The 26,367-nt window shown below is 62.7% G+C and carries 26 protein-coding genes and 1 tRNA gene; 14 read left to right on the top strand and 13 right to left on the bottom strand.

Translation table 11 applies throughout. The annotated features are described in order from the left end of the window. Positions 1-32: 32 nt before the first annotated feature. On the bottom strand, positions 33-1,871 hold the full coding sequence (locus BMY91_RS01455; RefSeq protein WP_090817320.1) for an SGNH/GDSL hydrolase family protein: 1,839 nt from the start codon (positions 1,869-1,871) through the stop codon (positions 33-35). 172 nt (positions 1,872-2,043) lie between these two features. Here BMY91_RS01455 and BMY91_RS01450 point away from each other — a divergent pair, with 172 nt between their 5' ends. From BMY91_RS01450 to BMY91_RS01440, 3 genes are read left to right on the top strand one after another with little or no spacing between them, the layout of a single operon-like run. Then, positions 2,044-2,751 (top strand): TetR/AcrR family transcriptional regulator, encoded by a 708-nt coding sequence (locus BMY91_RS01450; protein WP_256212522.1) that lies wholly within the window; start codon positions 2,044-2,046, stop codon positions 2,749-2,751. Continuing rightward, positions 2,717-3,739, top strand: coding sequence for an ABC transporter ATP-binding protein (locus tag BMY91_RS01445; protein ID WP_090817317.1), 1,023 nt, complete (start codon positions 2,717-2,719; stop codon positions 3,737-3,739). Before BMY91_RS01450 ends, BMY91_RS01445 begins: the two co-directional genes overlap by 35 nt. Next, the gene (locus tag BMY91_RS01440; RefSeq protein WP_090817315.1) at positions 3,732-4,532 is read left to right on the top strand and encodes an ABC transporter permease subunit; all 801 of its coding nucleotides are present in this window, start codon (positions 3,732-3,734) and stop codon (positions 4,530-4,532) included. The genes BMY91_RS01445 and BMY91_RS01440 overlap by 8 nt, the downstream gene beginning before the upstream one ends. Here BMY91_RS01440 and BMY91_RS01435 read toward each other — a convergent pair. Beyond that, complete coding sequence (locus BMY91_RS01435) at positions 4,529-5,074, bottom strand: acyl-CoA thioesterase (RefSeq protein ID WP_090819061.1); 546 nt, start codon at positions 5,072-5,074, stop codon at positions 4,529-4,531. The genes BMY91_RS01440 and BMY91_RS01435 overlap by 4 nt on opposite strands. Positions 5,075-5,253: 179 nt before the next feature. Here BMY91_RS01435 and BMY91_RS01430 point away from each other — a divergent pair, with 179 nt between their 5' ends. Further along, entirely contained in the window at positions 5,254-5,475 is a 222-nt protein-coding gene (locus BMY91_RS01430) for a hypothetical protein (RefSeq protein ID WP_090817312.1), read from the top strand. A 46-nt stretch (positions 5,476-5,521) separates the two neighbouring features. Further along, positions 5,522-6,295 (top strand): potassium channel family protein, encoded by a 774-nt coding sequence (locus tag BMY91_RS01425; protein WP_090817310.1) that lies wholly within the window; start codon positions 5,522-5,524, stop codon positions 6,293-6,295. A 153-nt stretch (positions 6,296-6,448) separates the two neighbouring features. Here BMY91_RS01425 and BMY91_RS01420 read toward each other — a convergent pair. Both BMY91_RS01420 and BMY91_RS01415 read right to left on the bottom strand, forming a co-directional pair. Next, positions 6,449-6,530: transfer RNA gene (locus BMY91_RS01420), tRNA-Tyr, on the bottom strand. A 128-nt stretch (positions 6,531-6,658) separates the two neighbouring features. Further along, a complete protein-coding gene (locus tag BMY91_RS01415; protein ID WP_090817308.1) occupies positions 6,659-6,925 on the bottom strand; it encodes a hypothetical protein in 267 nt (88 codons plus the stop codon). A 182-nt stretch (positions 6,926-7,107) separates the two neighbouring features. Here BMY91_RS01415 and BMY91_RS01410 point away from each other — a divergent pair, with 182 nt between their 5' ends. The 4 genes from BMY91_RS01410 (at position 7,108) to efeB (ending at position 11,346) form a co-directional block, all read left to right on the top strand. Beyond that, positions 7,108-7,599 carry a YajQ family cyclic di-GMP-binding protein gene (locus BMY91_RS01410; protein WP_017200185.1) on the top strand — a complete coding sequence of 164 codons (492 nt, stop codon included), beginning with the start codon at positions 7,108-7,110 and terminating at the stop codon, positions 7,597-7,599. A 218-nt stretch (positions 7,600-7,817) separates the two neighbouring features. Then, on the top strand, positions 7,818-8,672 hold the full coding sequence (efeU, locus tag BMY91_RS01405) for an iron uptake transporter permease EfeU (RefSeq protein ID WP_090817305.1): 855 nt from the start codon (positions 7,818-7,820) through the stop codon (positions 8,670-8,672). A gap of 41 nt (positions 8,673-8,713) precedes the next feature. Next, complete coding sequence (gene efeO / locus BMY91_RS01400; RefSeq protein ID WP_371261003.1) at positions 8,714-9,898, top strand: iron uptake system protein EfeO; 1,185 nt, start codon at positions 8,714-8,716, stop codon at positions 9,896-9,898. Then, positions 9,895-11,346, top strand: a complete 1,452-nt coding sequence (efeB, locus tag BMY91_RS01395) for an iron uptake transporter deferrochelatase/peroxidase subunit (RefSeq protein ID WP_090817303.1) — start codon at positions 9,895-9,897, stop codon at positions 11,344-11,346. Before efeO ends, efeB begins: the two co-directional genes overlap by 4 nt. Positions 11,347-11,378: 32 nt before the next feature. Here efeB and htpX read toward each other — a convergent pair whose 3' ends face one another. After that, the gene (htpX, locus tag BMY91_RS01390) at positions 11,379-12,248 is read right to left on the bottom strand and encodes a zinc metalloprotease HtpX (RefSeq protein WP_090819055.1); all 870 of its coding nucleotides are present in this window, start codon (positions 12,246-12,248) and stop codon (positions 11,379-11,381) included. Positions 12,249-12,394: 146 nt separating this feature from the next. Then, on the bottom strand, positions 12,395-13,666 hold the full coding sequence (locus BMY91_RS01385; protein ID WP_090817300.1) for an MFS transporter: 1,272 nt from the start codon (positions 13,664-13,666) through the stop codon (positions 12,395-12,397). 80 nt (positions 13,667-13,746) lie between these two features. Between BMY91_RS01385 and BMY91_RS01380 the strand changes: the two genes are divergently transcribed. Genes BMY91_RS01380 through BMY91_RS01370 form a run of 3 tightly spaced genes read left to right on the top strand, consistent with a single transcriptional unit; the run spans position 13,747 to position 16,526 of the window. Further along, positions 13,747-14,523, top strand: coding sequence for a hypothetical protein (locus BMY91_RS01380; RefSeq protein WP_090817297.1), 777 nt, complete (start codon positions 13,747-13,749; stop codon positions 14,521-14,523). Between the two features lie 30 nt (positions 14,524-14,553). After that, positions 14,554-15,030, top strand: coding sequence for a Fur family transcriptional regulator (locus BMY91_RS01375; protein WP_017199873.1), 477 nt, complete (start codon positions 14,554-14,556; stop codon positions 15,028-15,030). A 14-nt stretch (positions 15,031-15,044) separates the two neighbouring features. Beyond that, positions 15,045-16,526 (top strand): catalase, encoded by a 1,482-nt coding sequence (locus BMY91_RS01370; RefSeq protein ID WP_090817294.1) that lies wholly within the window; start codon positions 15,045-15,047, stop codon positions 16,524-16,526. Here BMY91_RS01370 and BMY91_RS23335 read toward each other — a convergent pair. Continuing rightward, the gene (locus tag BMY91_RS23335; protein WP_256212521.1) at positions 16,523-16,645 is read right to left on the bottom strand and encodes a hypothetical protein; all 123 of its coding nucleotides are present in this window, start codon (positions 16,643-16,645) and stop codon (positions 16,523-16,525) included. The genes BMY91_RS01370 and BMY91_RS23335 overlap by 4 nt on opposite strands. Before the next feature lie 11 nt (positions 16,646-16,656). Here BMY91_RS23335 and BMY91_RS01365 point away from each other — a divergent pair, with 11 nt between their 5' ends. Beyond that, positions 16,657-17,292 (top strand): DUF2461 domain-containing protein, encoded by a 636-nt coding sequence (locus BMY91_RS01365; protein ID WP_090817291.1) that lies wholly within the window; start codon positions 16,657-16,659, stop codon positions 17,290-17,292. Positions 17,293-17,408: 116 nt separating this feature from the next. On the opposite strand, the gene BMY91_RS01360 is transcribed toward BMY91_RS01365, so the two are convergent. The 6 genes from BMY91_RS01360 to BMY91_RS01335 all read right to left on the bottom strand — a co-directional run bounded on the left by BMY91_RS01360 (position 17,409) and on the right by BMY91_RS01335 (position 25,143). After that, positions 17,409-18,962, bottom strand: coding sequence for an APC family permease (locus tag BMY91_RS01360; protein WP_090817288.1), 1,554 nt, complete (start codon positions 18,960-18,962; stop codon positions 17,409-17,411). A 157-nt stretch (positions 18,963-19,119) separates the two neighbouring features. Beyond that, entirely contained in the window at positions 19,120-19,536 is a 417-nt protein-coding gene (locus BMY91_RS01355; RefSeq protein WP_090817285.1) for a DUF779 domain-containing protein, read from the bottom strand. Further along, the gene (adhP, locus tag BMY91_RS01350) at positions 19,536-20,546 is read right to left on the bottom strand and encodes an alcohol dehydrogenase AdhP (RefSeq protein ID WP_090819052.1); all 1,011 of its coding nucleotides are present in this window, start codon (positions 20,544-20,546) and stop codon (positions 19,536-19,538) included. The genes BMY91_RS01355 and adhP overlap by 1 nt, the downstream gene beginning before the upstream one ends. A gap of 43 nt (positions 20,547-20,589) precedes the next feature. Beyond that, entirely contained in the window at positions 20,590-22,113 is a 1,524-nt protein-coding gene (locus BMY91_RS01345; RefSeq protein WP_090817283.1) for an acetaldehyde dehydrogenase ExaC, read from the bottom strand. Positions 22,114-22,209: 96 nt separating this feature from the next. After that, a complete protein-coding gene (locus tag BMY91_RS01340; RefSeq protein WP_090817280.1) occupies positions 22,210-23,559 on the bottom strand; it encodes a GAF domain-containing protein in 1,350 nt (449 codons plus the stop codon). Between the two features lie 135 nt (positions 23,560-23,694). Next, on the bottom strand, positions 23,695-25,143 hold the full coding sequence (locus tag BMY91_RS01335; RefSeq protein ID WP_090819050.1) for an FAD-dependent oxidoreductase: 1,449 nt from the start codon (positions 25,141-25,143) through the stop codon (positions 23,695-23,697). Positions 25,144-25,260: 117 nt separating this feature from the next. On the opposite strand from BMY91_RS01335, the gene rarD reads away from it, so the two are divergent. After that, the gene (gene rarD, locus BMY91_RS01330; protein WP_090817277.1) at positions 25,261-26,325 is read left to right on the top strand and encodes an EamA family transporter RarD; all 1,065 of its coding nucleotides are present in this window, start codon (positions 25,261-25,263) and stop codon (positions 26,323-26,325) included. Positions 26,326-26,367: the final 42 nt, after the last annotated feature.

Raw genomic sequence — 26,367 nt, 5'->3', positions numbered from 1 at the left:
CCCGCGTTACCGGGAATAAACGGGATGGCTGGCTACTTGCCCAGCACGTATCGCAGCGCGGACGCATAGAGCGGCGCAACCTTGTTGTGGCCGGTCTGATTCATGTGGGCTCCATCGAGGTAATCCCCGGCCGCACCTGCGATGGTTGCGGTGCCGGACATCGAGATGCGCGGCCAGCCTCGGAGCGCAGCTTCGCGGGTCACCAGCCCGTCCACCCAGCGGCGTTGGGCATGGCTGGCGTCGTAGCGGGACAGGACTCCGTTGACCAGGATGGTGCTGCGGGGATACTTACGGCGCAGTTCGTCCCAGAGGCGGTTTGCTTGCGAGAGGATGGCTGCATCAGTAGCACCGATCCGGGCGTCGTTGCCGCCCAAGGTCACCACCACCAGGCCGGGATTTCCCTGCGGCAGGAGGATGCGGTCCTGTAATACGGCATCAGTTGCGGAGCCTCCGCCTACGGCCGGGCTGCCGGAGACATAGCCGATTCCGCCGATGCTGCGGACAACCTGGCGAGGGTAGCCGGCTGCTCTGGCCCCCTGCTCGCCCCACGAGTCCATGTCCAGCTGCGAGTCGCCAAGGAAGACCACTGTGGATGCGTCCACAGCCTCGGCCGAATAGAGCTCCTGCGTGGCGTCATTCCAGATGGTTTCCAGCTTCTGGAACGCCACGTGGGCTCCCCTGCCGTCTGACCAGGTGTCACGCACGGGCCAGCCGAACTCCCCGGGATTGACTGACCACACCTTGTAGGTTGGGTGTCCCACAATCCGTGCTCCCGTGGCCGGACCCCATACCAGCCAGCCGTTGGCGAACTGCTGCACCAGTCCGCCCGCGCGTGGAAGTTTATCCGTGAGCGGCAGCCCCAGTGACCCTGCCGCTCCGCCCAGTGAAACATAGCGGTTATGGACGTCACCATGGGTGGTTGAGTGCGCACCCGTTGCCGCGGACCAGTAGACCGTGCCGCCTTGGAAGAGTTGGTAGACGAAGGAGCTTTGCCGGACTTCCTCACTGACTGGATACCCCAGAGCGCCGTTTTGGCCTCCTGTGGAAGACCAGTAGCTGCGGATGGCGCCCGTGATGGCGCGTGCTCCGGTGGCCGGTGACCAGATAATGGTGCCCCGTTGGTACTGCTGTGACGAGCCGCCGTTCCGCAGTCCCGTGGTTTCGTCCGTGGATGGGTAACCAAATTCGCCTTCCTCCAACCCGGATTCACGCCAGCGTTCACGGATGGCGCCCATGGACGGGTGCGCTCCAGTGGCCGGCGACCACACCACAAAGCCGCGCTCGAAGGCCTGCCAGGCACCGCCGTCGCGCAGTCCGGTGCTTTCCCCGGTGACCGGGTATCCAAGGAACCCGCTTTCGAATCCCGCACGACCCCAAGCCAGGTGGATGGATCCGCTGGTTCGTTGCGCGCCAGTGGCCGGTGAGTAGGCAATGACCCCGCGTTCAAACGACTGCTTGGTACCGCCGTTCCGGAGCCCGCTCACCGTGTCGCTGGTGGGATAACCGTGGAAACCGGCAGGCCCATCGTTCTGCCACCAGGACGTGCGGACAGGTCCGTTGACCACCACACGGGCCCCGGTGCGCGCGGACCATGCGATGTCGCCGCCGGCGAACCGCTGCACGCAGCCATTGGCGCTGCCACTGCCGGTGCATTCTTCTGCGCTTGTTGGCATCTGCAACACGCTGCGCGCCCACGGACTGGTGTTGTACAGCTGGCCGATGGCGCCCGTGACGGGCGGGGGCGTTTCAAGGGTCACGCGTGCCGCCGGAGGAGCCGCCTGAACCGCCGTCGCCAGGGATCCTGGAACCAGCAGCACCGTTGCCACTACGCCCAGGAACCAGCGCGTTACGGCCGACTTTGCACTTCTCACTTCACTAACCCCTCAAGCTACGGGCATGCCCCCACCTGCTCCCCCACATGAAAACAGTGAGGCAAGTATGTTCGACGCCGGCCCTCACCAGAGCGGCGACGCAGCGAATGGTGCCACATCGTTATGTGCCACCCTCTTGATCCCGGCTGAACAGCTGTTTAGTCTTTGAAACATGCGTTCAAACGCAGAGGATTTGACCACCCGGGCCCGCATCCGCGACGCCGCAATCGGACTTTTCGGCCGCGATGGATTTACCCGCGCCACCGTCCGGGCCGTCGCCTCGGCTGCCGGAGTAAGCCCTGGTTTGGTCATCCATCATTTCGGCAGCAAGGCAGGGCTCCGCGAGGCCTGTGACCGCCATGTGCTGGCCCAGACCGCTACCCAGGGCCGAGAGAAAACCGACCCCGGGTCCACGCGTCAGCTGATTCAGGATTATCTGAACCACCCGGACCAATACGCCAACGAGATCTCGTACATACGGCAATCCCTGGGGGATGAATCCGCGGCCGGTGACGCCTTCTTCGATGCCGTCGTGAGGCAGACGCAGGACATCATCCAGGACGGGATCGACGCCGGCACCATACGGAAGGTTGATGACGTCCGGTCAACCGCCGTGGTGATCGCCTCCAACAGCCTGTCGATCCTCATGCTGGGCAGGCACCTCACAAGGACATTGGGCGCCGTCACGCCCGAGCCCCACGGAATCGGGCCGGAGTTGCTGCGGCACCTCACACTTCCGGCCCTGGACATCTATACACACGGCTTCTACACGGACTCGCGGTTCCTGGATGCAGCCCGCGACGCACTCCGGCAAGACACACCAACCAAGGAAGGGAGCATGCCCCGTGACCCAGGCAATCGTCGTCGAGGGGTTGCGTAAGAAGTTCGGACACCGGGAGGTGCTGCACGGACTTGATTTCGCCGTGGAGCGCGGGACGGTGTTCGGCGTCATCGGACCGAATGGTGCGGGCAAGACCACCACCATGCGCTGCCTGCTGGACATCATCCGGCCCAGCGCGGGTTCCATTGCCGTGCTTGGGGAGGACCCCCGCAGGGCAGGCACCGGTCTCCGCCGAAGGATCGGCTATCTTCCGGGCGAACTGCACTTGGAGAACCGCACTACGGGCCGCCGCATGCTGGAACACTTCGAAGCGATCAGTGGACCCGTGCAGCCCGGATACATCGATCAGCTTGCCGAGCGGCTGGACCTGGACCTTGACCGGCAGAGCCGCAAGCTTTCCAAGGGCAACAAGCAGAAACTGGGACTCCTGCAGGCCTTCATGCATCAGCCTGAACTCCTGGTTCTTGACGAGCCGACCAGCGGCCTTGATCCCCTGGTCCAGCAGGTCTTCCATGCCATGGTCCGCGAGGCCGTGGACGGCGGCGCCACTGTCTTCCTCAGTTCGCACGTCCTCAGCGAAGTCCAGCAAGCGGCCGACGCCGTGGCTATCCTCCGCGACGGCGAAATCGTCACCGTGTCCACCGTGGAAGCTCTCAGGACGGCCGCAGTCCGGCAGCTTCGCTTCACCAGCACTGGAATAGAAGCGCCCGACGTCGGGGCGTTGCTGGGCAGGGTGCCTGGCGTCGCCAACATAGCGGTGCGGGAGCTTCCCGCTGATGGCCATGCTGCCGGGACCGTTGAAGCCACGGCGACGCTGTCAGGTCACGTCCAGCCCCTTGTCCAGGAACTCGCCCGCCTGAATCTGACGGACCTGGTCCTTGAGGAACCTGATCTGGAAGAAGCCGTGTTGACCCTCTACACCGGAACATCCCCTGCGCCGGGACACGGAGAGGGCCCCGGCTCCAACAACGCGTCCGGTTCCGGCTCCAGACCGGCCGCCCGAAAGGAAGGAGCCCACCGTGCCTAAGATCCTGCCATTGTTCACCAAGGCGCTCACAGATTCGTGGCGGTCCACCCTGGCCTGGGCCCTGGGTCTGACGGCGGCGATCATGCTCTACCTGCCGCTGTATCCCTCCATTGGCGGAAACTCGCAAATGCAGGACCTCATCAATGCCCTTCCCCCTGAAATGACCAAAGCACTGAACTACGACCAGATTGCAACCGGTCCCGGCTATACCCAAGCCACACTTTTCGGGCTGATCGGCTTCCTGTTGATGTCCATGGCGTCCGTTGGCTGGGGGGCCGCAGCGGTAGGCGGAGACGAGGAATCGGGACTGTTGGAACTGACCCTCGCGCACAGCGTTACCCGTGTCCAGGTGGTCCTCGAAAGGGCTTTCGCGTTGATAGTCCGGACCGTGGTTCTCTCCGCACTGGTCTTCCTGTTGGTGCTGGTACTGAACCGGCCCTCGGAACTGGGCATCGACGTCGGGCATCTGTTCGGAGCGGTGGTCCTGTTTGCCGCGCTGGCTTTGCTGAGCGGCACGGCAGCCCTGTGCGCAGGCGCGCTGACGGGCCGGAAGGTCTACGGGATTGCCGCGGGTGCCGCGGTGGCCGTCCTGGGCTACGTGTTCAATGCGGTCGGGAGGCAGAGTCCCGACGTCGATTGGCTGCTGAACCTTTCGCCGTACCACTGGGCGTACGGCAATTCACCCGTAACAAACGGCGCCGATTGGGGTGCCGCCTGGGGCTTGCTCGGAATTTCGGCCGCGCTCGTCGCGGTGGGTGCTGCCGCCCTGCAGCGACGTGATGTGGGAGTTTAGGCCCAGACGTGGGGTGCGGGGCGGCTCGCTCCGGGAAGTGCGTTGTTCCCGCGCCACTCGTGAATCCATTCGGGCAGCTCGAGGTCAGCCGGCGGGGCACCGAACTCTGCGATGATTTCTTCCTGCGTGACGGGCTTGCCCTTGTGCACTAAACGGGTGGCGATATGGGCGCGGGCGTAAATTTCGCTGTCCACCACCATGCGCTGCTCAAAGTAGATGGCCTTGGTGTCCAGCCCAATGATGCGGGTTTCGATGGTGTACCGCTGCCACAGCTGCAGGGACTTCCGGAAGGCAATGGTTTCCCCGGCTGCTACCGGGTTCCAACCCCGCTTGCGCATCTTTGTCCAGATTCCGCTGCGAACCATGAGATCGAACCGGCCCAGGTCCATCAGCGAGAAGTACATTCCGTTGTTGACGTGCATGGCGATGTCGATGTCCGTCGGCAACACCCGCAGAGGCAGTGAGGATTCTTCCCAAACGCCCAGTGGCGAGCGCTTGGAGGACGTGAACAGCAACATGAGGGTGCGAAGAAGCAGATGCATGCCTGCAATGTTACCCGTCGGTAACTTTGCTGTGAATATGCGGACCACATGCTGGAACCACACCGGCTGCGAGGCTCCATTTATGTCCAACGATTGCACTAACGTTTACCGCTGGTTCATGAAAGCCGTGCACAATATCTGAAACTCGTATTGACCAGGAAACACCAGGGGGACTCCTCATGAGCACGCTGCAAACCACCAGGCCGCACGGCGAAATCTGGCCGGAACTCTCCCGCCACCAGGACGTTGTGCTCCAGGATGCCCGTGGCAACCGGATCGAGGGCACCATCGATGGCATGACCAACGACCGCAGCACACTCTGGATCCAACTCAAGGGTGGCCTTGGCCGCCAGTTGATCCACCACCTGGATGGTTACTGGTTGGAGACGCCCGCCGCCTGAACCGGCCCATCCCAGGCAGGGCGCCTGCGGTGACTAGTATTCCCCTATGACGCAAGCTCGATATCGGGACCTCGTGGAATGGCCCCTCATGGCCACCGCATTGATCTTCCTCACCGCCTACGGGTGGCAGGTCATCGGCCGCGTGGACGGCGCTGCTGCCGTGCCCTTCGAGATCGTTCTCTGGATCACGTGGGGAATTTTCGCGGTGGACTACTTCGTGAATTTGTGGCTCGCCGAGGACCGCGGGCGGTGGTTCCTCTGGAACCTGCATGAGCTCCTGATCGTGGTTCTCCCCTTCTTCAGGCCCCTTCGCTTGCTGCGCCTGGTCACCCTCTTGTCCGTCCTCCAACGCACCGTGGGTGAGACCCTGCGCGGACGCGTGGCCACCTACGTTGCCGGCGCGGCTGCGATGCTCATCCTCATCGGCGCGTTGGCCGTGCTCGACGTGGAGCAGAACGCCCCGGACGCAAAGATCCTCACCTTTGGGGACGCGGCTTGGTGGGCTGTCACCACCATCACCACAGTGGGCTACGGAGACCTCTATCCGGTCACTCCGATCGGCAGGATTGTCGCAGCGGCGCTCATGATGAGCGGCATCGCTGTCCTCGGTATTGTGACGGCTTCCATCGCCTCCTGGCTCGTCCAGCGGATCGAAGAGAACGCCGAGGGCGTGGCGGCGGCAGCGGGCCAGAAGGCAGCCGAGGCCGAGGAGCCTGTTCGTGCGGAGATGGCTGACCTGGTGATGGAGATCGCGGCCCTGCGCCGCGAGATCGCGGAGCTCAGGGAGATCGCGGAACCCGGGCAAAAGCCCGGGTCATAGTTTCGGGCTGAGGACACCACCTCCCGGCGTCGCCAGGCGGCGCCCCGAAATGACGCACCCCCGAAAAGAACGAGCAATCCCCGAAAAAAACGAGGCAACCCCCGGGATACGAAAAAATCCCCGGAACCAGTGGTTCCGGGGATTTTCCTTGGGTGGCAGATGAGGGATTCGAACCCCCGTAGGCGTTGCCAGCTGATTTACAGTCAGCCCCCTTTGGCCGCTCGGGTAATCTGCCGAACTTCAAAAGAAGATCACTTCCGGAGACCGTTTCTTTTCGATCCGGTAACCGAAGGCAGAGACAACCTTACAGAATTTCCTGCGAAGAATCTAATCGGGGGCAGATACCCCGGAATTCCGCGTATTTCAGGCTTCGCCGAGGATCCGTCCAGCCAGTTTGGCCTCAAACTTCTCGGCTTGCTCGGCGGTGATTTGGTTGAGCTGCACGGCGCGGAGCAAATCCGCGTGCACCCCGTCCATACGTGACGCAGCGTCGGGTACCGGGCTCAGGACGATCGATGCTGCCACAGCCGCTGCCGCCACTGCACTCGCCGCCGCAACGGCGGCCGTTCCGATGGAACCCGCTGCTGCGGACGCGGATTTGGTAATGGACTGGACGGCCTTGCTGCTCATGCTGATCCTCCGACGATGCGTTCTTCCAACTGTTACAACTCTCAACCCGCACGCTCGGTTCCAGCCCTGCATGTGCTGTGAGCGAACTGTGAAAGTCCTCCACCGTCCCAAGCGGCGGCTTCCGTACTAGGCTGGATGCCAGACCAACCCGCCCTCACAGGGCCCCCAACCTAAGGAGAGTCATGGCAGGCGAATCCACATTCGACGTCGTCAGCAAGGTAGACAAGCAAGAGGTCGCCAACGCCCTCAACCAGTCCCAGAAGGAAATCGCGCAGCGATACGACTTCAAGGGTGTCGGCGCAGAGATCGACTTCAGCGGCGAGAAGATCCTCATGAAGGCCAACTCCGAGGACCGCGTCCTCGCTGTCCTGGACGTCTTCCAGTCCAAGCTCATCAAGCGCGGCATCTCCCTGAAGTCCCTGGACCAGGGCGAACCCTTCCCTTCCGGCAAGGAGTTCCGCCTTGAGTGCACCATCAAGGAGGGCATCGCCCAGGACATCGCCAAGAAGATCAACAAGATCATCCGCGATGAAGCTCCCAAGTCCGTCAAGTCCCAGATCCAAGGTGACGAGCTCCGCGTGACGTCCAAGTCCCGTGACGACCTCCAGGAGACGATGAACATCCTGAAGAAGTTCGAAGAGGCCGATCTCCAGTTCGTGAACTTCCGCAGCTAACACCCTCGTCAAAAAGCACCGAGGCAACCACCGGCCTCAAAGCCGGGACGCACGCTCATCAGGGCGCCGTGTCCCGGCTTTTTGCTGCCCAAAAACTACACCGACTGTCGTAATGAGCCAGCGCATTAGCACACGATTAGTTTGCGTAATAGTCAAGTCACAGTATCCTTCTTCCTTAGGCGAACCTAAGTACGGTTCCCCTTAGTGAAAGAACTTCCATGACCGCCAATTACCTGATCGGCCTGCGCGAAGGCCTTGAGGCCTCACTCATCGTGGTCCTCCTGATGGCATACCTCATCAAGACCGGCCGGCGGCATCTGATCTCCCGTGTCTGGATGGGCGTAGGCCTCGCAATCGCCATTTCTCTTGGCTTCGGCGCTCTGCTGACCTTCGGCCCACGCGGCCTCACGTTCGAGGCCCAGGAAGCGATCGGCGGAGGCCTGTCCATCGTGGCGGTCGCGCTGGTGACCTGGATGGTCTTCTGGATGGCCCGCACGGCGCGCAGCCTCGGCGGCGAACTCCGATCGCAGGTGGATAAAGCAGCCGACGGCGCCGCCTGGGGCCTCGTGGTGGTTGCGGCACTGGCAGTGGGCCGCGAAGGCCTCGAAACTGCCCTCTTCATCTGGGCCGCGGCCCAGGCAACCGGCGAAACCACCCTGCCGCTGCTCGGGGCCTTGCTCGGTCTGCTGACAGCTGCCGGCCTGGGTTATCTGCTCCACCGGGGTGTGCTGAAGGTGAACCTCGGCCGCTTCTTCACGTGGACCGGGGTGGGGCTCATCATCATTGCCGGTGGCGTCCTTGCCTACGGAATCCACGATCTCCAGGAGGCGGGCGTCCTGCCGGGCCTGAACAACCTGGCCTTCGACGTCTCAGCTGCCATCCCGCCGTCGTCCTGGTACGGAACCCTGCTGAAGGGCACGCTGAACTTCTCCCCCGCCACCACCTGGCTCGAAGCCGCTGCATGGCTGTTGTACGTGATTCCGGTGCTGTTCCTTTACATCCGGGCCAACCGTTCGGCTCCACCCCAGGCTTCCAGCAAGACTTCCACCCCCGCCGTCACGGCCCACCCGTAGTCCCCGCCCTGACGCCCGCCCCCAACACAAAGGACACACCCATGTTCCTGCCCGCCTCCTCTTCCCCGAAACTTCGCAGGACGCTCGCCGTCATCGGGGCAGCCGCAGCCGTACCGCTGGTGCTTTCCGGTTGCACTGACAACACCAAGACCACGGGCGCAACGGATGGTCCCATCCAGGTCAGCAGCACCGCCAACGAGTGCAAGGTCTCCACCAGCACTGCCCCCAGCGGCAACCTGACCTTCAACGTGAAGAACGAAGGCACCGAGGTCACCGAGTTCTACCTGCTGGCCGAAGACGGCTTGCGGATCATTGGCGAAGTAGAGAACATCGGCCCCGGAATCACCCGCAACCTGGTGGTTACTGCGCCTGCGGGCAAGTACAACACCGCATGCAAGCCTGGCATGCAGGGCGAAGGCATCCGCGCCTCCTTCGAGGTCACTGAGTCCGGAAACAAGCCCAGCGTGGACGCCGGCTTCCAGGAACTCCTTGACACCGGATCCGCGCAGTACGTGGCCTACGTCAAGGACCAGACCGAACAGCTCATTGTGGGCACCAAGGCCTTTGCCGAGGCTTTCGCCGCAGGTGACGCCGCCAAGGCCAAGGACCTCTACGCGTCCACCCGCATGCACTGGGAGCGGATCGAACCCGTGGCCGAGTCATTCGGCGACCTCGATCCCAAGCTCGATGCCCGTGAGGCCGACCTTGAGCCGGGACAAGAATGGACCGGCTGGCACCGCGCTGAGAAGGACCTCTTCCCGCCGGCAGACTACACAGCCATGACTGCCGCGGAGCGTACGGCGATTTCCACACAATTGGTGGCTGACACCGAGGACCTCGTCACCCGCACCCGCACCGTCCAGCTCACCCCGGACAAGCTCGGCAACGGCGCCAAGGAACTTCTTGATGAAGTGGCCACCGGCAAGGTCACCGGCGAAGAGGAGATCTGGTCCCACACCGACCTTTGGGATTTCCAGGCCAATGTGGACGGTGCGCGCATCGCCTTCGAAAGCCTGAAGCCTGCTCTTGAGCAGAAGGATGCGGAGCTGGCAAAGTCCTTGGACGAGAAATTCGCCGCCCTGCAGGCCGAACTCAAGAAGCACGCCAAGGGCGATGGCTTCGCGTACTACAACGAGCTGAGCCAGGACCAGGTCCAGCAGCTCGCCGCCTTGGTCGATTCGCTGGGTGAGCCCCTCTCCAAGCTCACCGCAGCTGTGGTGTTGTGACCGGCTGCCCCTTCGGGCACACTGGCGAAAGCCCTGACGCCAACCGCACCGGTGAGGGATCCGTCGTCGGACACTCCGGCGCGTCAGCAGGCGTCGAGACTTCCGCCGGGCTGACGTCCCAGGAAGCGTCCGACGCCGGTTCAGCAGCTACCGCTGCGGCCAGTACCTCACGTATGTCCCGACGCGGCCTGCTCTCTCTCGCGGGGGTGGGCGGCGCCGGGGCCGTTGCCGGCTTGGCCGCCGGGTTCCTGGGGCACGATGCTTTGACGGCTGCCAACGCTTCAGCCTCGGACACCAAGGCCGGGGAGGCTGTGGTCCCGTTCTTCGGCGACCACCAGGCGGGTATCACCACGCCCGCCCAGGACCGCCTGCACATGGCCGCGTTCGACGTCACCACCGAGGACCGCAAGGACCTCATCAAGCTCCTCAAAGACTGGACTGCCGCGGCCGAGGCCATGACAACCGGTATTCCCACGGGCAAGACGGGCGCCGTCGATGGGCCCTACGATGCACCGCCGGAAGACACCGGCGAAGCACTGGACCTGCCGGCTGCCAAGCTCACCCTGACCTTCGGTTTCGGTGCCGGGCTGTTTGAGGAGGATGGCAAGGCGCGTTTTGGGCTGGACGGACGCCGGCCTGAGGCCTTGATCGATCTCCCCCACTTCCCCGGGGATGACCTTCAGCCGGGCCGCACGGGTGGTGACATTGTGATCCAGGCCTGCGCCGATGACCCCCAGGTTGCCGTCCATGCCATCCGCAACCTCGCCAGGATCGGTTTTGGGAAAGTCCGTGTGCGTTGGTCGCAATTGGGCTTTGGCCGTACTTCCTCCACGTCCAGGGCACAGGTGACACCGCGGAACCTCTTTGGTTTCAAGGACGGCACCAACAACCTCAAGGTCGAAGACAACACGCTGCTGGATGAGCACGTGTGGGTGCCGTCCAGCTCGCGGCCAGGTGAGCAGTGGATGAGCGGGGGCAGCTACCTGGTGGCCCGCCGGATCCAAATGCACATCGAAATCTGGGACCGGACTTCCCTGCGTGAACAGGAAGGGCTGATCGGCCGCACCAAGGGCGTGGGCGCTCCCCTGTCAGGCGGAGATGAGTTCACCGCTCCGGACTTCGGGATCAAGGGACGTGACGACGAGCCCCTCATTCCCCTCGATTCGCATGTCCGCCTTGCACACCCGGACCAGAACGCCGGCGTGAGAATGCTGCGCCGCGGCTACAACTTCACCGACGGTTCGGACGGCCTGGGTCACCTCGACGCCGGACTGTTCTTTATCGCGTTCGTCAAGGATCCCCGGACCCACTACGTGCCCATGCAGCTGGCCTTGGCCAAGGGCGACACCCTGTCCGTGGAGTACCTGAAGCACACAGGCTCCGGTCTATTCGCTGTGCCTCCCGGCGTCAAAGCGGGCGGATACATCGGCGAGGGCCTGTTCTCCTAATCCCGCAGCGGGTTCACAACGCGTTTCTGTCTCTATGAAAGTGGGCGTCCGGCCATTCGTTCCAGCCGGCTGATCCGTTCCTTCATGGGCGGGTGCGTGGAGAACATGCGCCGCATACCGCCGCCTCGGAACGGGTTGGCAATCATCAGATGTGAGGCGTTGACCAGCTTTTGGTCCTGGGGAAGGGGCAACTGGCTGACGCCGGACTCAATCTTGCGCAGGGCTGAGGCGAGTGCCAGAGGATCGCCAGTGAGCTCGGCGCCGTCTTCATCGGCGTCGTACTCACGTGTGCGGGAGATGGCCATTTGGATCAGTGAGGCTGCGAAGGGCGCGAGCAGGGCCATGGCAATGGTAGCCAGCGGGTTGGCGTTGCGCCGGTCGCCGCTGCCAAAAATCAGCAGCATCTGACCCACCGAGGTAATGACACCGGCCACGGCAGCGGCTACGGATGAGGTCAGGATGTCTCGGTTGTACACGTGCATTAATTCATGCCCCAGCACGCCTCTGAGTTCGCGTGCGTCCAGAAGGTGCAGGATACCTTCAGTGCAGCACACGGCGGCGTTCTTGGGATTGCGTCCGGTGGCAAAGGCATTGGGAGTCATGGTGGGCGAAAGGTAGATCCGCGGCATGGGCTTGTTGGCACGGACTGATAGTTCCCTCACGATCTGGTACAGCTGCGGAGCCTGTGCCTCAGTGACTGGGTATGCGGCCATGGAACGAATGGCGATCTTGTCGCTGTTCCAGTATCCGTAGGCAGTGGTACCAACGCCGATCAGAGCCATGATCCAGATGGGCGTCGTGCTGCGCGTCCCTGCCGCGATAATGGCACCCAAACCCAACAACACCGCCCACAGCACACCGAAGAGCGCGGCAGTCTTGAGTCCATTGTTGTGTTTATGCACGGTTTCTCTGGTCACTTTCGTCAGCACTTGCAGGGGTTCTCTCAGGATTAACGCCGACGCCGGTCGCCGTGTTCCGTTGTCAGCCTACGTCGCCCGGGTGGCTGGCGGCAGGGTGACTGGCTGTGGTCATCGTGTGGCCAGCGGAGCTAGGGCACCGGATGCTTGGCGTCGTAAGCGACGAAACCAGGCTGAATGCGCGAGGCCAGCCATGCCAGGACAATGCACAGGAGACCGCCGAGGAGCAGTACACCGCCTTCGCTGAGGAACTGCGTGACACCGCCGGCCAGCATGTCACCCACACGGGGCCCTCCCGCCACCACCACGATGAACACGCCCTGCAGCCTCCCACGCAGGTGATCGGGTGTGGCCGCCTGCAGGATGGTGGTCCGGAAGACGGCGCTGACAGAGTCGGAAATGCCAGCGAGCGCACAGCAGACGGCTGCAGGAATGAGCCAGGCCGTGACGCCATCGCGACCGGCATCGCCGGCCAGCAGCACCACCAGTCCGAACCCGGCGATCGAGGCACCCCAGCCAACGACGGACCACACCACGGCGCTGCCCTGTTTGCGTACGCGCCCCAGCGGTCCAGAGAACAGGCCTGCGAGGAAAGCACCCACGGCCGTGGACGCGAGCAGAACACCCACCGTAGTTTCGCCGCCGCCGATCATGACCGCCCCAATGGCAGGCATGAGCGCACGGGGTTGCGCGCAGATCATGGCGATGAGGTCGATGATGAAGGTCATCCGGACGTTGGGCCGGGTGCCCAGGAACCGGAAACCTTCAACCACGGAACGCAGTCCGGGCCGCACAGCATCCTTGGAAGGTGGCAATGGCGGAAGCCTGAAGAGGCCCCAGAGTGCGAACGTAAAACTGATGACGTCAATGGTGTAGGTCCAGCCAAAGCCAATGGTGGCTACCAGCACACCGGCCAACAGCGGCCCGGCAGTCATGGACAGGCCGAAGGTCAGCATGCTCAGGGCGTTGGCCGCCGGCAGCAGGTCCTTTCGAACAAGAAGCGGGATGATGGCGCTGCGGGCTGGTCCGTTGATGCCTTGGGCGCCGCTCTGGATGGCCACCAGTGCGTACAGGATCCAGATGTTTCCGATCTCCAACCACGCCTGCAGTGCCAGTCCCGCAGTGGTTGCCCAGAGGACCAATGAGGCGATGAGGGCCACTTTGCGGCGGTCGTAAGCATCGGAAATGGAACCACCGTAAAGGCCCGCGATGACCAGCGGAACCAACGCGAAGATCCCCAGAAGACCCACGTAGAAGCTCTCCTGCGTGAGCCTGTAAACCTCCAGGCTCACGGCCACCAGCGTCAGTTGGGTACCTATGGCGGCCACCGATGCCCCCATCCAGAGCCGCCGGAAAGCGGGACTCTCCTTCAGCGGAGTGATGTCTGCCAGTAGTTTCGCCACCGTCCTACCTTAACGACCATTGCAGCAGCCTCCCGCCACGCGTGCCGGCTTGGTAGGCTCACCCGGGGGAAGGAGTTGACATGGTATTGTCGCGACGATTGCTGTACCGTTCGGGCTTTTGGGAGATCGCCCGTCCACGCCATCCGCTGACTGCCGGGCACGTCCTGATCAGGCTCTCGGATCCCTCTACAGAGTTCGCACACCCCTCGGCCGCCGACTGGCTTTTCTGTCACAACCTGGTCCGCACTGCCCTCCGTGAGGTTCTGGATGCCACCCGCTGCGCCGTCATGTTCGCCCACCAATGGCACCCGTTGGGCTCGGCCATGGGCGAACCCGTCGCTGAGTCATCAACCCCCACGTTCCACCTGTTTGGACGGTGGGACGGAGAAACCACGACGCCGGGACTCCAGCTGTCGCTTCCGGCCCACCGTCGGACCGGGGTGCCGGACGACGAGCTGGACGGTACCGATGCCGCGCTCCGTGAAGCGCTGCGGGGAGGTGGACACCGCTCCCCGGTGACTTCTGCCGATCAGGTGCGTGCCGTCGTCGGGCCTGTCAGTGGATCCGATCCGCTGGTGCGGACGATCGATGCAGGCCCCCGTCACACCGTCATGGAGCCGGCCCGGCACACTGCGTCCATCGAGGATCTTCAGCCGGCGGAGCTCTTGGCCATGGCATCGGCCTTGGGGGCGCTTCCGCTGTCCGGGGGACTCAGTGGATTCAGCTGTGTTGTGTTGGAATCCGAGTCACTTGGTGTCCCCTTAAGGGTCCATGCGCTGGGACGATCCGTGGCAGAAGAAGTCAATCCGCTGGAGGCACTGCTCCGTTCACCCGAAGTTAGCCTTGCCTTATTGTGAACTCCTCAAAATAAGTGTTTCAATGAATGCATGACAGATCACACAGCCGAGCAAGCAGAATGGGCCGCCGCCCTGCATGCCCACGGCAGGCGTGTGACCAAGCAGCGGCTGGCTGTGCTGGCCGCGGTCCAGCACCATCCGCATTCCCCGGCGGAAGGCATTCTTGCCGCCGCCCGCAAAGAGCTTCCTGAACTGACGGCGCAGTCCGTTTACGTAGTGCTCAGCGACCTCACGGATCTGCAGATGCTGCGCCGCTTTGAACCCCCGCACTCCCCGGCGCTTTACGAAACCCGGGTAGGCGATAACCACCACCACGCCGTCTGTATCAGCTGCGGCAAGGTGGAGGACGTGGATTGCGCCGTGGGCCACGCACCGTGCCTTACTCCGCATTGGGATGAGAATTCAAAGCCCATGACCATCCAGATCGCCGATGTCCTTTACCAGGGCATCTGCCAGGACTGCCAGTCCAAACAACAGCTTCCCGTAACTTCCGTAACTCAGAAATAAGAAAAAGGAGAACAATGACTGCCATTTCAACAACCCAGTCAGGTGCCCCCGTTACGTCCGACGCGCACTCGAAGTCCGTCGGCGCTGACGGTGCCATCATCCTCACCGACCACTACCTGGTGGAAAAGCTTGCGCAGTTCAACCGCGAGCGGGTCCCGGAGCGTGTAGTGCACGCCAAAGGTGGCGGCGCATTCGGTACGTTCAAGACCACCTCGGACGTTTCGGCCTACACCAAGGCTGCTTTCCTCCAGCCGGGTACCGAGACGGACATGCTGATCCGTTTCTCCTCCGTTGCAGGCGAGAACGGCTCTCCCGACACTTGGCGTGACCCCCGCGGTTTCGCCGTGAAGTTCTACACCTCCGAGGGCAACTACGACCTCGTTGGCAACAACACCCCCGTCTTCTTCATCCGCGACGGCATCAAGTTCCCGGACTTCATCCACTCCCAGAAGCGCCTCCCGGGCAGCCATCTGCGTGACGCTGACATGCAGTGGGACTTCTGGACCCTCTCCCCCGAGTCCGCCCACCAGGTCACCTGGCTCATGGGCGACCGTGGCCTCCCGGCTTCCTGGCGTGAAATGCAGGGCTACGGCTCGCACACCTACCAGTGGATCAACGCCGCCGGCGAGCGTTTCTGGGTCAAGTACCACTTCAAGTCCAACCAGGGCGTCAAGACCATCACCGGTGACGAAGCTGCCGAACTGGCTGGCTCGGACGCGGACTTCTACATCCGCGACCTCCAGGAGAACATTGCCGATGGCAACTTCCCCTCCTGGGAACTGCACGTCCAGGTCATGCCGTACGAGGACGCCAAGACGTACCGCTTCAACCCGTTCGACCTCACCAAGGTGTGGCCGCACTCTGACTACCCGCTGATCCACGTGGGCACCATGGAGCTGAACAAGAACCCGGAGAACTACTTCGCGCAGATCGAGCAGGCCACCTTCGCGCCGTCGAACTTCGTACCGGGCATTGCCGCTTCCCCGGACAAGATGCTGCAGGCCCGCATCTTCTCCTACGCAGATGCACACCGTTACCGCGTGGGCACCAACCACGCTCAGATCCCGGTGAACCAGCCCAAGAACCAGGTCAACAACTACAGCCAGGATGGCCAGGGTCGTTTCCTGTTCAACTCCCCCTCCACCCCGGTGTACGCACCGAACTCGGTAGGTGGCCCGGCTGCTGTTGAGCCCACTTCACCGGCCGGTGGCTGGGAGAACGACGGCGAGCTCACCCTCTCCGCCCACACCCTTCACGCTGAGGACGACGACTTCGGCCAGGCTGGCACGTTGTACCGCGAGGTCTACGACGACGCCGCAAAGGCCCGCCTCCTTGACACCATCACCGGTGCTGTGGGCGGCGTAAAGCACGCCGACATCAAGGAACGCGCTATCCAGTACTGGACGAACGTTGATGCCGACCTCGGCGCCAAGCTCCGCGCCAACCTCGGCGCCGGCCAGACCGAGTCCGACGCCGAAGCAGCCAACAAGCTCTAAGCGTCATTGCTCCACTGCATTTCCAGGAACACCCCGTTGCGGATCTCCGCGGCGGGGTGTTCTTTTTGTTTTTCCACATAGCGGTCCCGGGCTATGGCTGCGGATGTGCCGCCGTCCATAGGATCCCTTTATGAGCACATTCGAAGGCATCCCTGCTGCCGCATTCCGTTTCTATGCCGAGCTTGAAGAGAACAACAACCGTGAGTGGTGGCTGGAACATAAAACAACCTACGACGCCGACGTCAGAGAGCCGCTGACCGCTCTCCTTTTAGAGTTGGAGCCGCAGTTCGGGCCAGCCAAGATCTTTCGTCCCAACAGGGACATCCGGTTCTCCCAGGACAAGTCACCGTACAAGACCGCGCAGGGCGCCTTCGCTGCCACTCAGGAGGGTGTGGGCTTCTATCTCCAGATCAGCGCAGATGGGCTGCTGATCGGCGGCGGCTACCACTCGCACACACCGGCGCAGCTGGCGCGTTTCCGTGCCGCTGTGGATGCTCCTGCCAGTGGGGAGGAGCTCCAGAAGATCGTTGACGCGGTGGCGGCGGCGGGCTTCGCCATTGAGGGCGAGAAGCTCAAGACCGTTCCGAGGGGCTACGACAAGGACCATCCGCGCGGGGAATTGCTCAAGCACAAGTCCCTCTCAGCGGGCATTGAGGTGGGGCAGCCGGAGTGGTTGTCCAATCCCTCGGCCAGGGATGAGATCGCTTCCCGCTGGGAGGTGCTGAGGCCCCTGGTGGAGTGGGTCCGAGGGCATGCGGCACCCTGACTGGACTGGGGCCGGGGCGGGCGGAACATGCAAAAAGCGCCCGGAAACCGATGGTGGTTCCCGGGCGCCTCACGTCTATTTAGCCGCAGCTGTCAGACAAGCAGTTGTTGCGGGGGCTAAACCTTGGTGTAGGTGTCTTCGTCCTCGTCACCCTTGGGCTGCTTGCTGTGGGCATCACCGGTGACGGCATTCTTCGCCGCAGCGAATTTCTCGTTGAGCCGTGAATGGCGCTGGCCGTAGGAGACGTAAATGATCATGCCGATGACCAGCCAGATCGCGAAGAAGATCCAGGTTTCAACGGCCAGGTTTGTCATGAGGTATAGGCAGAGGACCGCGGAGACCCATGGCAGGACCTTGCCGAACGGAACGCGGAAGGCAGGCTTGAGGTCCGGGCGCTTCTTACGCAGCACCAGGATGCCCAGGCTCACCATCACGAACGCGGACAGCGTGCCGATGTTGATCATTTCCTCAAGGAGATCCACGTTGGTCAGGCCGGCCACCAGGGCAACCGCAGCACCACAAATGATCTGGAGCCGGGCAGGCGTGGAGCGCTTTTCGCTGGTCTTGGACAGCGAGCGCGGCAGGAGTCCGTCGCGGCTCATGGCCAGAACCACGCGGGACAAGCCCATAAGCAGCACCATGATCACGGTAGTCAGGCCCACCAGCGAGCCAAAGGCAATGACCTTGGCTGCGTCAGTGTTGCCCACGGCCTCGAAGGCTGTGGTCAGGGTGGGGTTCTTGACCTCGGCCAACTGCGTGTAGGAGACCATACCGGTCAACGCCAGGGAAACCAGGATGTAGAGCAGCGTAACTACTGCAAGGCCACCGAAGATACCGCGGGGAAGTGTCTTCTGCGGGTTCTTCACCTCTTCTGCGGAGGTCGCCACCACGTCAAAGCCGATGAACGCGAAGAACACCAGTGCTGCACCTGCGAAGACACCCAGGGTCCCGTACTGGGCCGGAGCGGCGCCGGTCAGGAAGCCGAAGAAGGACTGCTTCATGACGTCGGCCGCACCGGAGTCTGTGGGCTCGGAAGCAGGAACGAAGGGTGTGTAGTTGGAGAACTTCACGTAACTGAAGCCAACAACGATCACGAACAGCACCACTGCGATCTTGATCAGCGTGAAGACGTTGCCAACGCGGGCGGACAACTTTGTCCCCAGCACCAGCAGCACGGTAAAGATCGCGACAATGAGGAAGGCGCCCCAGTAAAGGTCAACCCCGCCCACGTTGATGGACGGCGGCATGTCCACGCCCATCAGGCCAAAGACCGTACTGAGGTAGATGCCCCAGTACTTGGCGATCACGGCAGCGGCGGTGAAAAGTTCAAGGATGAGGTTCCAGCCAATGATCCACGCGAGGACCTCGCCCATGGTGGCGTAGGTGAACACGTAGGCGGAGCCTGCGACAGGAATTGCCGTGGCGAATTCTGCGTAACACATGATGGCCAGCGCGCATGTGATGGCGGCGATGGCAAAGGAGATGGTGACGGCGGGGCCGGCAAAGTTTGCAGCAGCCTTGGCGCCCACCGAGAAGATCCCGGCGCCGACAGCAACGGCGACGCCCATGATCATGAGGTCCCAGGTGCTCAGGCTGCGCTTGAGCTTGCGACCGGGTTCGTCGGCATCGGCGATCGACTGCTCGATCGACTTGGTCCTGAAAATGTTCATAAAAATGCCACATTCTGGATGGGGGTGGTATAGGACTCATCAAGAATAGTGTCCGACCAATGGACGGCCATATTTATCCCAGATAGTGAGACGAACCCAAAAACGCCGTGACTGGTGTTGCTGGTGTGACGGGGACAGGTAGCCCCCGTCACACCTCTCAGACGCTGGGAACGTCCCAGTCCATCAGTGTTGAGCGGATCAGGAACCGCTTGCCTTCTGGCGATTCCACCGAGAAGCCACTGCCCCTGCCCGGGACCACGTCCACAGTGAGATGGGTGTGTGACCAGTAGTTGAACTGCTCCTTGGACATCCAGAACTCCAGTGGCTGCGGCCCTGCGCTGGATCCAATATCGAATCGGCCGAGCAACACATCGGAGTCACCTGTCAGGAACTCCCCCGCCGGATAGCACATGGGAGCGGAGCCATCGCAGCAGCCACCTGACTGATGGAACATGAGCGGCCCGTGCTGGTCCCAGAGCTTGCGGAGCAGTTCCACGGACACCGCGGTGAGCGCCACCCGGGAGAAGTCCTCTCCGGGCAGCGTCACTGCGGCTTCCAAGCCGTTGGGATTCATCAGAACTTCAGAACCACTCGGCCGTCGATCTTGGCGTGCTTCATCTCGTCAAACACCGCATTGACCTCCGAGAGCTCCCGGGTAGAGACCGTTGGCTTGATCTTTCCCTGCGCATAGAACTCCAGTGCCTCTTCAAGGTCCTGCCTGGTGCCCACGATCGACCCCCTGACCGTGAGACCTTTGAGCACGATCTCGAAGATGGGCGCCGGGAAGTCTCCCGGAGGCAGCCCGTTGAAGACGATCGTTCCCCCGCGCCGTGCCATGCCGATCGCCTGGCCGAATGCTGAGGGATGCACTGCCGTGACCAGAACACCATGGCAGCCACCCGTTTCGCGCTGGATGACCTCGGCCGGATCCTCGTGCAGGGCGTTCACAGTCAGCTCGGCACCGTGTTCGCGGGCAAGGGCCAACTTGTCATCGGCAATGTCCACCGCAGCCACGCGAAGACCCATGGCCACCGCATACTGCACTGCTATGTGTCCCAGACCGCCGATTCCGGAGATGGTGACCCACTGCCCCGGCCTGGCCTCAGTCATCTTCAGGCCCTTGTAGACGGTGACCCCTGCACACAGCACGGGCGCAACTTCCACCGGGTCCGAGCCTTCCGGGATACGCGCGGCGAAGCGGGTATCCACCAGCATGTACTCGCCGAACGAGCCGTCAACGCTGTAGCCACCGTTTTGTTGGGACTCGCACAGCGTTTCCCAGCCGGTTCGGCAGTACTGGCAATCACCACAGGCCGACCATAGCCAGGCGTTTCCCACGAGGTCGCCCACGGCCACATCCGTGACACCGTCACCAAGGGCCACCACTTCACCGACTCCCTCGTGACCGGGGATGAACGGCGGCGTCGGCTTGACCGGCCAGTCGCCTTCGGCGGCGTGCAGATCGGTATGGCATACCCCCGACGTGATGAGGCGGACCAGCGCCTGGCCGGGACCCGGCGTCGGCCGTTCCACTTCCTGGATCTTAAGGTCGGTTCCGAATTCCGTAACTACTGCTGCTTGCATGGTGGTCATTGACGATCTCCTTTGATCGATGAACAGGACGGGTTTAGAAGAAGCCGAGCTTGTTCTCGTTGTAGCTGACCAGGAGGTTCTTGGTCTGCTGGTAGTGGTCCAGCATCATGGCGTGGTTCTCACGGCCAATACCTGAGGACTTGTAGCCACCGAAGGCGGCACCTGCCGGGTAGGCGTGGTAATTGTTCACCCACACGCGGCCAGCCTGGATCTCCCGGCCGGCGCGGTAGGCGACATTTCCATTGCGCGACCAGACGCCGGCGCCAAGCCCGTAAAGGGTGTCGTTGGCGATCCCGATTGCGTCGTTGTAGTCGCTGAACTTGGTCACCGACACCACTGGGCCGAAGATCTCCTCCTGGAAGATGCGCATCCGGTTGTGGCCTTCGAAAATGGTGGGTTGGACGTAGTAGCCGCCAGCCAAGTCGCCGGAAAGTTCCGCGCGAGCACCGCCTGTGAGGATCTTGGCACCTTCCTGCTTCCCGATGTCGATGTAGGAGAGGATCTTCTCCAGCTGGTCGTTGGAGGCCTGGGCTCCAACCTGGGTGTCGGTGTCCAACGGGTTGCCCTGGATGATCTTGCTGGTCCTGGCCGTGACGTCGGCCATGAAGGAGTCGTAGATGCCTTCCTGGACCAAGGCGCGGGACGGGCAGGTGCAGACTTCGCCCTGGTTGAAGGCAAAGAGCGTGAACCCTTCCTGGGCCTTGTCGTAGAAGGCGTCATTCTGGTCGGCGACGTCATCGAAGAAGATGTTCGGGCTCTTGCCGCCCAGTTCCAGCGTGACGGGAATGAGGTTGTTCGACGCGTACTGGCTGATCAAACGGCCAGTGGTGGTTTCTCCCGTGAAGGCGATCTTGCGGATCCGGGAGCTGGAAGCGAGCGGCTTGCCGGCTTCCACACCAAAGCCGTTGACGACGTTCACCACGCCGGCCGGGAGGAGGTCACCGATGAGTTCCATGAGGACCAGGATGGACGTGGGCGTCTGCTCGGCAGGCTTGAGGACTACGGCGTTGCCAGCTGCGAGCGCCGGGGCAAGCTTCCAGACGGCCATGAGGATGGGGAAGTTCCATGGAATGATCTGGCCAATAACGCCCAACGGCTCCTTGAAGTGGTAGGCGGTGGTGTCCTCATCCAGCTGCGAGAGGTGGCCTTCCTGTGCACGGACTGCCGAAGCGAAGTAGCGGAAGTGATCTGCTGCCAGCGGGATGTCTGCGTTGAGCGTTTCGCGGACGGGTTTGCCGTTGTCCCAGGTCTCCGCTACCGCCAGGAGCTCCACATTGTCGTCAATGCGGTCTGCGATCTTGTTCAGGATGGCTGCGCGCTCGGTGGCTGAGGTCTTCCCCCAGGACGGTGCAACCTTGTGGGCGGCGTCGAGGGCAAGCTCAATGTCCTCGGACGTGCCACGGGCAACTTCGCAGAAAGCCTTGCCCGTCACTGGTGTGATGTTCTCAAAGTAGGCGCCCTTCACCGGGGCCACCCACTCGCCGCCGATCCAATTCTCGTAGCGGTCCTTGAACGTGACCTTCGAACCCTCGGCACCCGGCTGTGCGTAAACAGTCATTGCTAGCTCCTTTGCTGCGAATCACGGTGGCTGTCGCCATTGATTCGAGCCTAGGAGCGGGGAGGTTGCAGCTACGTTGCACCCTTGTGATTCAGCTCACGCAGTGAGGTCGGTTTCGATCCGTTCAAGATCAGCCACGACGGCGGCCCGCTTCGGTGAGCGCGGCGGCAGCAGCCTCAGAACAGCGAGGCGGAGGTCGACGTCGTACTTCGCCTCGGGCAGCTCAGCGTACTTGAGCAGCGAATCGACGCTGCCGTCAGTGAGCAGCGCCTCGCGCAGCAAGTGCCCGACCCGTTCACGCAACTGCACGACGCCGGGCGCTTCCGAACGTGGAAGAACGGCACCTTTGTAAATTTCCAGGGCGATGCGATGTGCTCCACGCTGCAGGCAATTGAGCACCTGGCCGGAATCCGGGAGCAACTCGACAGGCAAACGGTATGGACGGGATTCGGGAACAGCATCGGGGCTGAGTTCCTGGAGGACCTTACGGAGCCGCACCATTTCCGCGCGGAGAGTCACTGAGGAACCGTCGCCGGGATAGAGCTGGGCGCAGAGGTCATCGGCGCTCAGCCCTTCGGGCTGGCTGCTGAGAATCGCCAGGATTTCGCTGTGCCGTGCGGAAAGCGAGACAGTCCGGCCTTCGATACTGAGCAGAGCTTGGTCCCGGCCCAACAATTGGAGGCTGTTCCGGTACAGGGCCTGCCCGGAGGTGGTGGCGGCGCTCCGGCGTCGAGGTTTCTCCCTGACCGCGGCCGCCATCGTCAGGCGTTCAATACGTAGCTGTGCCTGGGCCGCAGCGACGGTGGCCTCCACCAACGAAAGGGTGTGCGGGGCAACCGCGGTTTCCGTGCCCGTGATGTCTACGACGCCCAGCACGGCACCGGAATCGGGATCGTGGAAGGGAACGGCAGTACAGCTCCACGGGTGAACTGAGCGCTTGAAGTGCTCCGCACCGGAGATCTGGATGCTTCGGTCAAGGGCCAGCGCCGTACCCGGTGCACTGGTGCCCACGGATGCTTCGGACCAATCAGCTCCCGCAACGAACATCATGCCTTCAGCGCGGCGCTGCATCACGGGATCGCCGTCCACCCACAAGAGCCGCCCGACGTCGTCGCCCACGGCCACCAACAGTCCGCTGTCATGGCTGGGCTGAACCAGGAGCTTCTTGATGACCGGCATGATGGCAGCCAACGGGTGTTGCCTGCGATACTCCTCCAGCTCGTCCCGGTCCAAGGCAAGCGGTGCCTCGGCGACGTCTGGGTTTGCGTGCAGATTTGCCGAACGCTGCCAGGACTCACGCACCAGGCGGCGGAGGCCAACAATGCCTTCACCTTCGGGCATCCCCAGCCGCAGAGTCTCCAAACGCTCGTGCCCAGCCAAGGCACGCCTTTGAACCAGTTCCGCGGCATCGCTGCCCGGAACCGGTGGATGGATTGGATTCCTCATCGAACTCCCCTGATGCGCTGCGCGTGCGGTGGGCGGCACAGTACCGTGAAGTCTAGTTCGAGGACGGGAGTTTTGGTACAGGTGAAGCCCTCATGACCCCGTCTAAGGGGCATTACCTGTGCAAAAACCCACCAGTCAGCCGCGGGAGATCTGGATCATTTCTTCACGCGGAACAACCTTGATGCGCTCGCGGACCACGCCGTTACCTTCGGCGTTGGAACCTTCGCCGGAAGTCCAAGCTTCACCCAGGGCGGCCTCGTGGGCATCGAGCCGGTTCCAGCCCTCCCACGTGGTGTATTCGACGCCCCGTTCCTCCAGGAGATCGATGATGGCCTGCGGATCCGGATTCCGGGCGGGAGGCAGGGTGAGCCGGTCTTCGAGGAGGAATCCGATGGTCTCCAGGGCATCGCCTTTGGTGTGGCCGATCAGGCCAACGGGTCCGCGCTTGATCCAGCCAGTGGCGTAGATACCTGGCACGTGGTTTCCGTCCGCATCCAGGACGCGGCCGCCGTCGTTCGGGATGACGCCGCGGCGGGCATCGAACTCAAGCTCCTCCAACGGCGAACCGTGGTAGCCGATTGCGCGGTACACGGACTGGACGGGGTACTCCACGAATTCCCCGGTGCCTTTGGCGTTGCCTGTTCCGTCCAACTCCGTACGCTCGAACTTGATCCCGGAAACTTTCCCGGGCGTCTCCGGCGAGTCGAGGATTTCCACGGGGCTGTGCAGAAAATGCAGGTGCAGGCGCCGCGAGGACGGTTGCTCCGACTCGGCGTGCTCCTCCACCAACCAGTTGGTCATGGTGTTGACCATGGTCTTGATCTGGTTGTTGGTTTTGATGGCCTCATCCGAGGCTTCGTCGAACTCGAAGTCCTCCGGGTAGAGCACGATGTCCACGTCCTTGCAGTGGGACAGTTCGCGCAGTTCCAGCGGGGTGAACTTCACCTGGGCGGGGCCGCGTCGGCCGAAAACGTGGACGTCGGTGACCGGGGACTTCTTGAGCCCGGCATAGACGTTGTCCGGAATCTCGGTGACCAGCAGTTCTTCGGGATGTTTGACCAGCATGCGGGCGACGTCCAGGGCCACGTTTCCGTTGCCAATGACGGCGATCTCCTTGGCGTCCAAGGGCCATTCGCGGGGAACGTCCGGGTGTCCGTCGTACCAGGACACAAAATCGGCACCGCCGAACGAGCCGTCCAGTTCGATTCCGGGGATGTTCAGTGCGGCGTCTTTGATGGCACCCGTGGAGAAGATCACGGCGTCGTAGAACGCGCGGAAATCGTGGAGCGTCAGGTCGCGGCCATAGGTCACGTTTCCCAGGAAGCGGATGTCGCCGCGGTCCAGCACCTTGTGCAGCGCGTTCACGATGCCCTTGATCCGTGGGTGATCGGGGGCCACTCCATAGCGGATCAGGCCATAAGGCGCCGGGTATGCCTCGAAGAGATCGATGCTGACCTCCACGTCACCGTCCTTGACCTCATTGGATTTGGTCAGGATGTCCGCGGCGTACACGCCTGCAGGACCTGCGCCAATGATCGCAACGCGAAGTGGACGTTTGGGGGTGGTTGCGGCTGAGTTGGACACCGTAAGCCCTTCCGAAGCAGTGAGCCACGCCATTGTTGGGGCGCGCAGATTCCAATTCTAGATGTCGACCCTACGCCAGACCGCTTATATGGCAGGAGTCACAGAAATTCCCAAACATTGCGGAATATTGCGCCCACGGATGGTGTTGCCGACAATGTGTCGACACCGGAACAGATCATCTCAGGCCCCCCTTCAAAGCAATCCACGACGACGGTAGCCGGGGGCGGGAGGAAAGGCACCGGCGGTTCCGCCAAGCCGGTGCGGAGCGAGTCGACCGCGGGGGTCCTGTTCGGCATTGGTGCTTACGGCCTGTGGGGCCTGCTTCCGCTGTACTTCTTCGTCCTGATGCCGGCCAGTGCCATCGAGATCGTGGCCAACCGGATCGTGTGGTCCCTGCTGTTCTGCGCGCTGCTGATCACCATCACCAGGGCCTGGAAAACGTTCTGGACCGCAGTGAAGGATCGTTCCGTGTTCGGTCCCCTTGCCCTGGCTGCGGGGCTGATCGCCATCAACTGGCTCACCTACACATTCGGTGTCACTACAGGCCATGCTGTTGAGACGTCGTTGGGCTACTTCATCAACCCTCTGGTCTCTGTTCTCCTGGGCGTTTTTGTTCTCAAGGAAAAGCTGCGCCCCCTGCAGTGGGCAGCTGTGGGTATCGGCTTTGTCGCAGTGGGCGTGCTGACCTTCTCTTACGGCCAACTCCCCTGGATCGCCCTGATCCTGGCCTTCAGCTTTGGCCTGTACGGTTTCGTGAAGAAGCGCGTGGGACCCAAGGTCGATGCCCTCACCAGCCTCAGCGTGGAGACCGTAGTGTTGGCTCCCTTCGCAGCGATCACCATGGTCGTGCTGGGTGTGACCGGCGCGGAGACCCTCACCACGTTGGGAGCCGAGCACTTCTGGCTGCTGGTGGCTTCCGGCGTCATCACGGCTGTTCCCCTGCTGTTCTTCGGAGCCTCGGCACGACGCTTGCCCATGACCACCATCGGCCTGCTCCAGTACTTCGCCCCGGTCCTTCAGTTCATCGTGGCGCTGACAGTGTTCAACGAGACCATGACCACAGCCCGCTGGATTGGCTTCTGCGTAGTGTGGTTGGCTCTGGTGTTGCTCACCATTGACATGCTCCGCACCACCCGGAAGAACTCGGTCCTGAAGAAGAAGGCCCGGCTGGCCGCTGCGTAGGCGCGAGGAAAGCCCGCCAAATCGCGGGAAGCCTGCCAACTC

Source organism: Arthrobacter sp. yr096 (assembly GCF_900108925.1).
In the GTDB taxonomy this organism is placed as follows: domain Bacteria; phylum Actinomycetota; class Actinomycetes; order Actinomycetales; family Micrococcaceae; genus Arthrobacter.
Note: the sequence above shows the minus strand (reverse complement) of the source record. Positions and strands in the feature narration are given on the sequence as shown.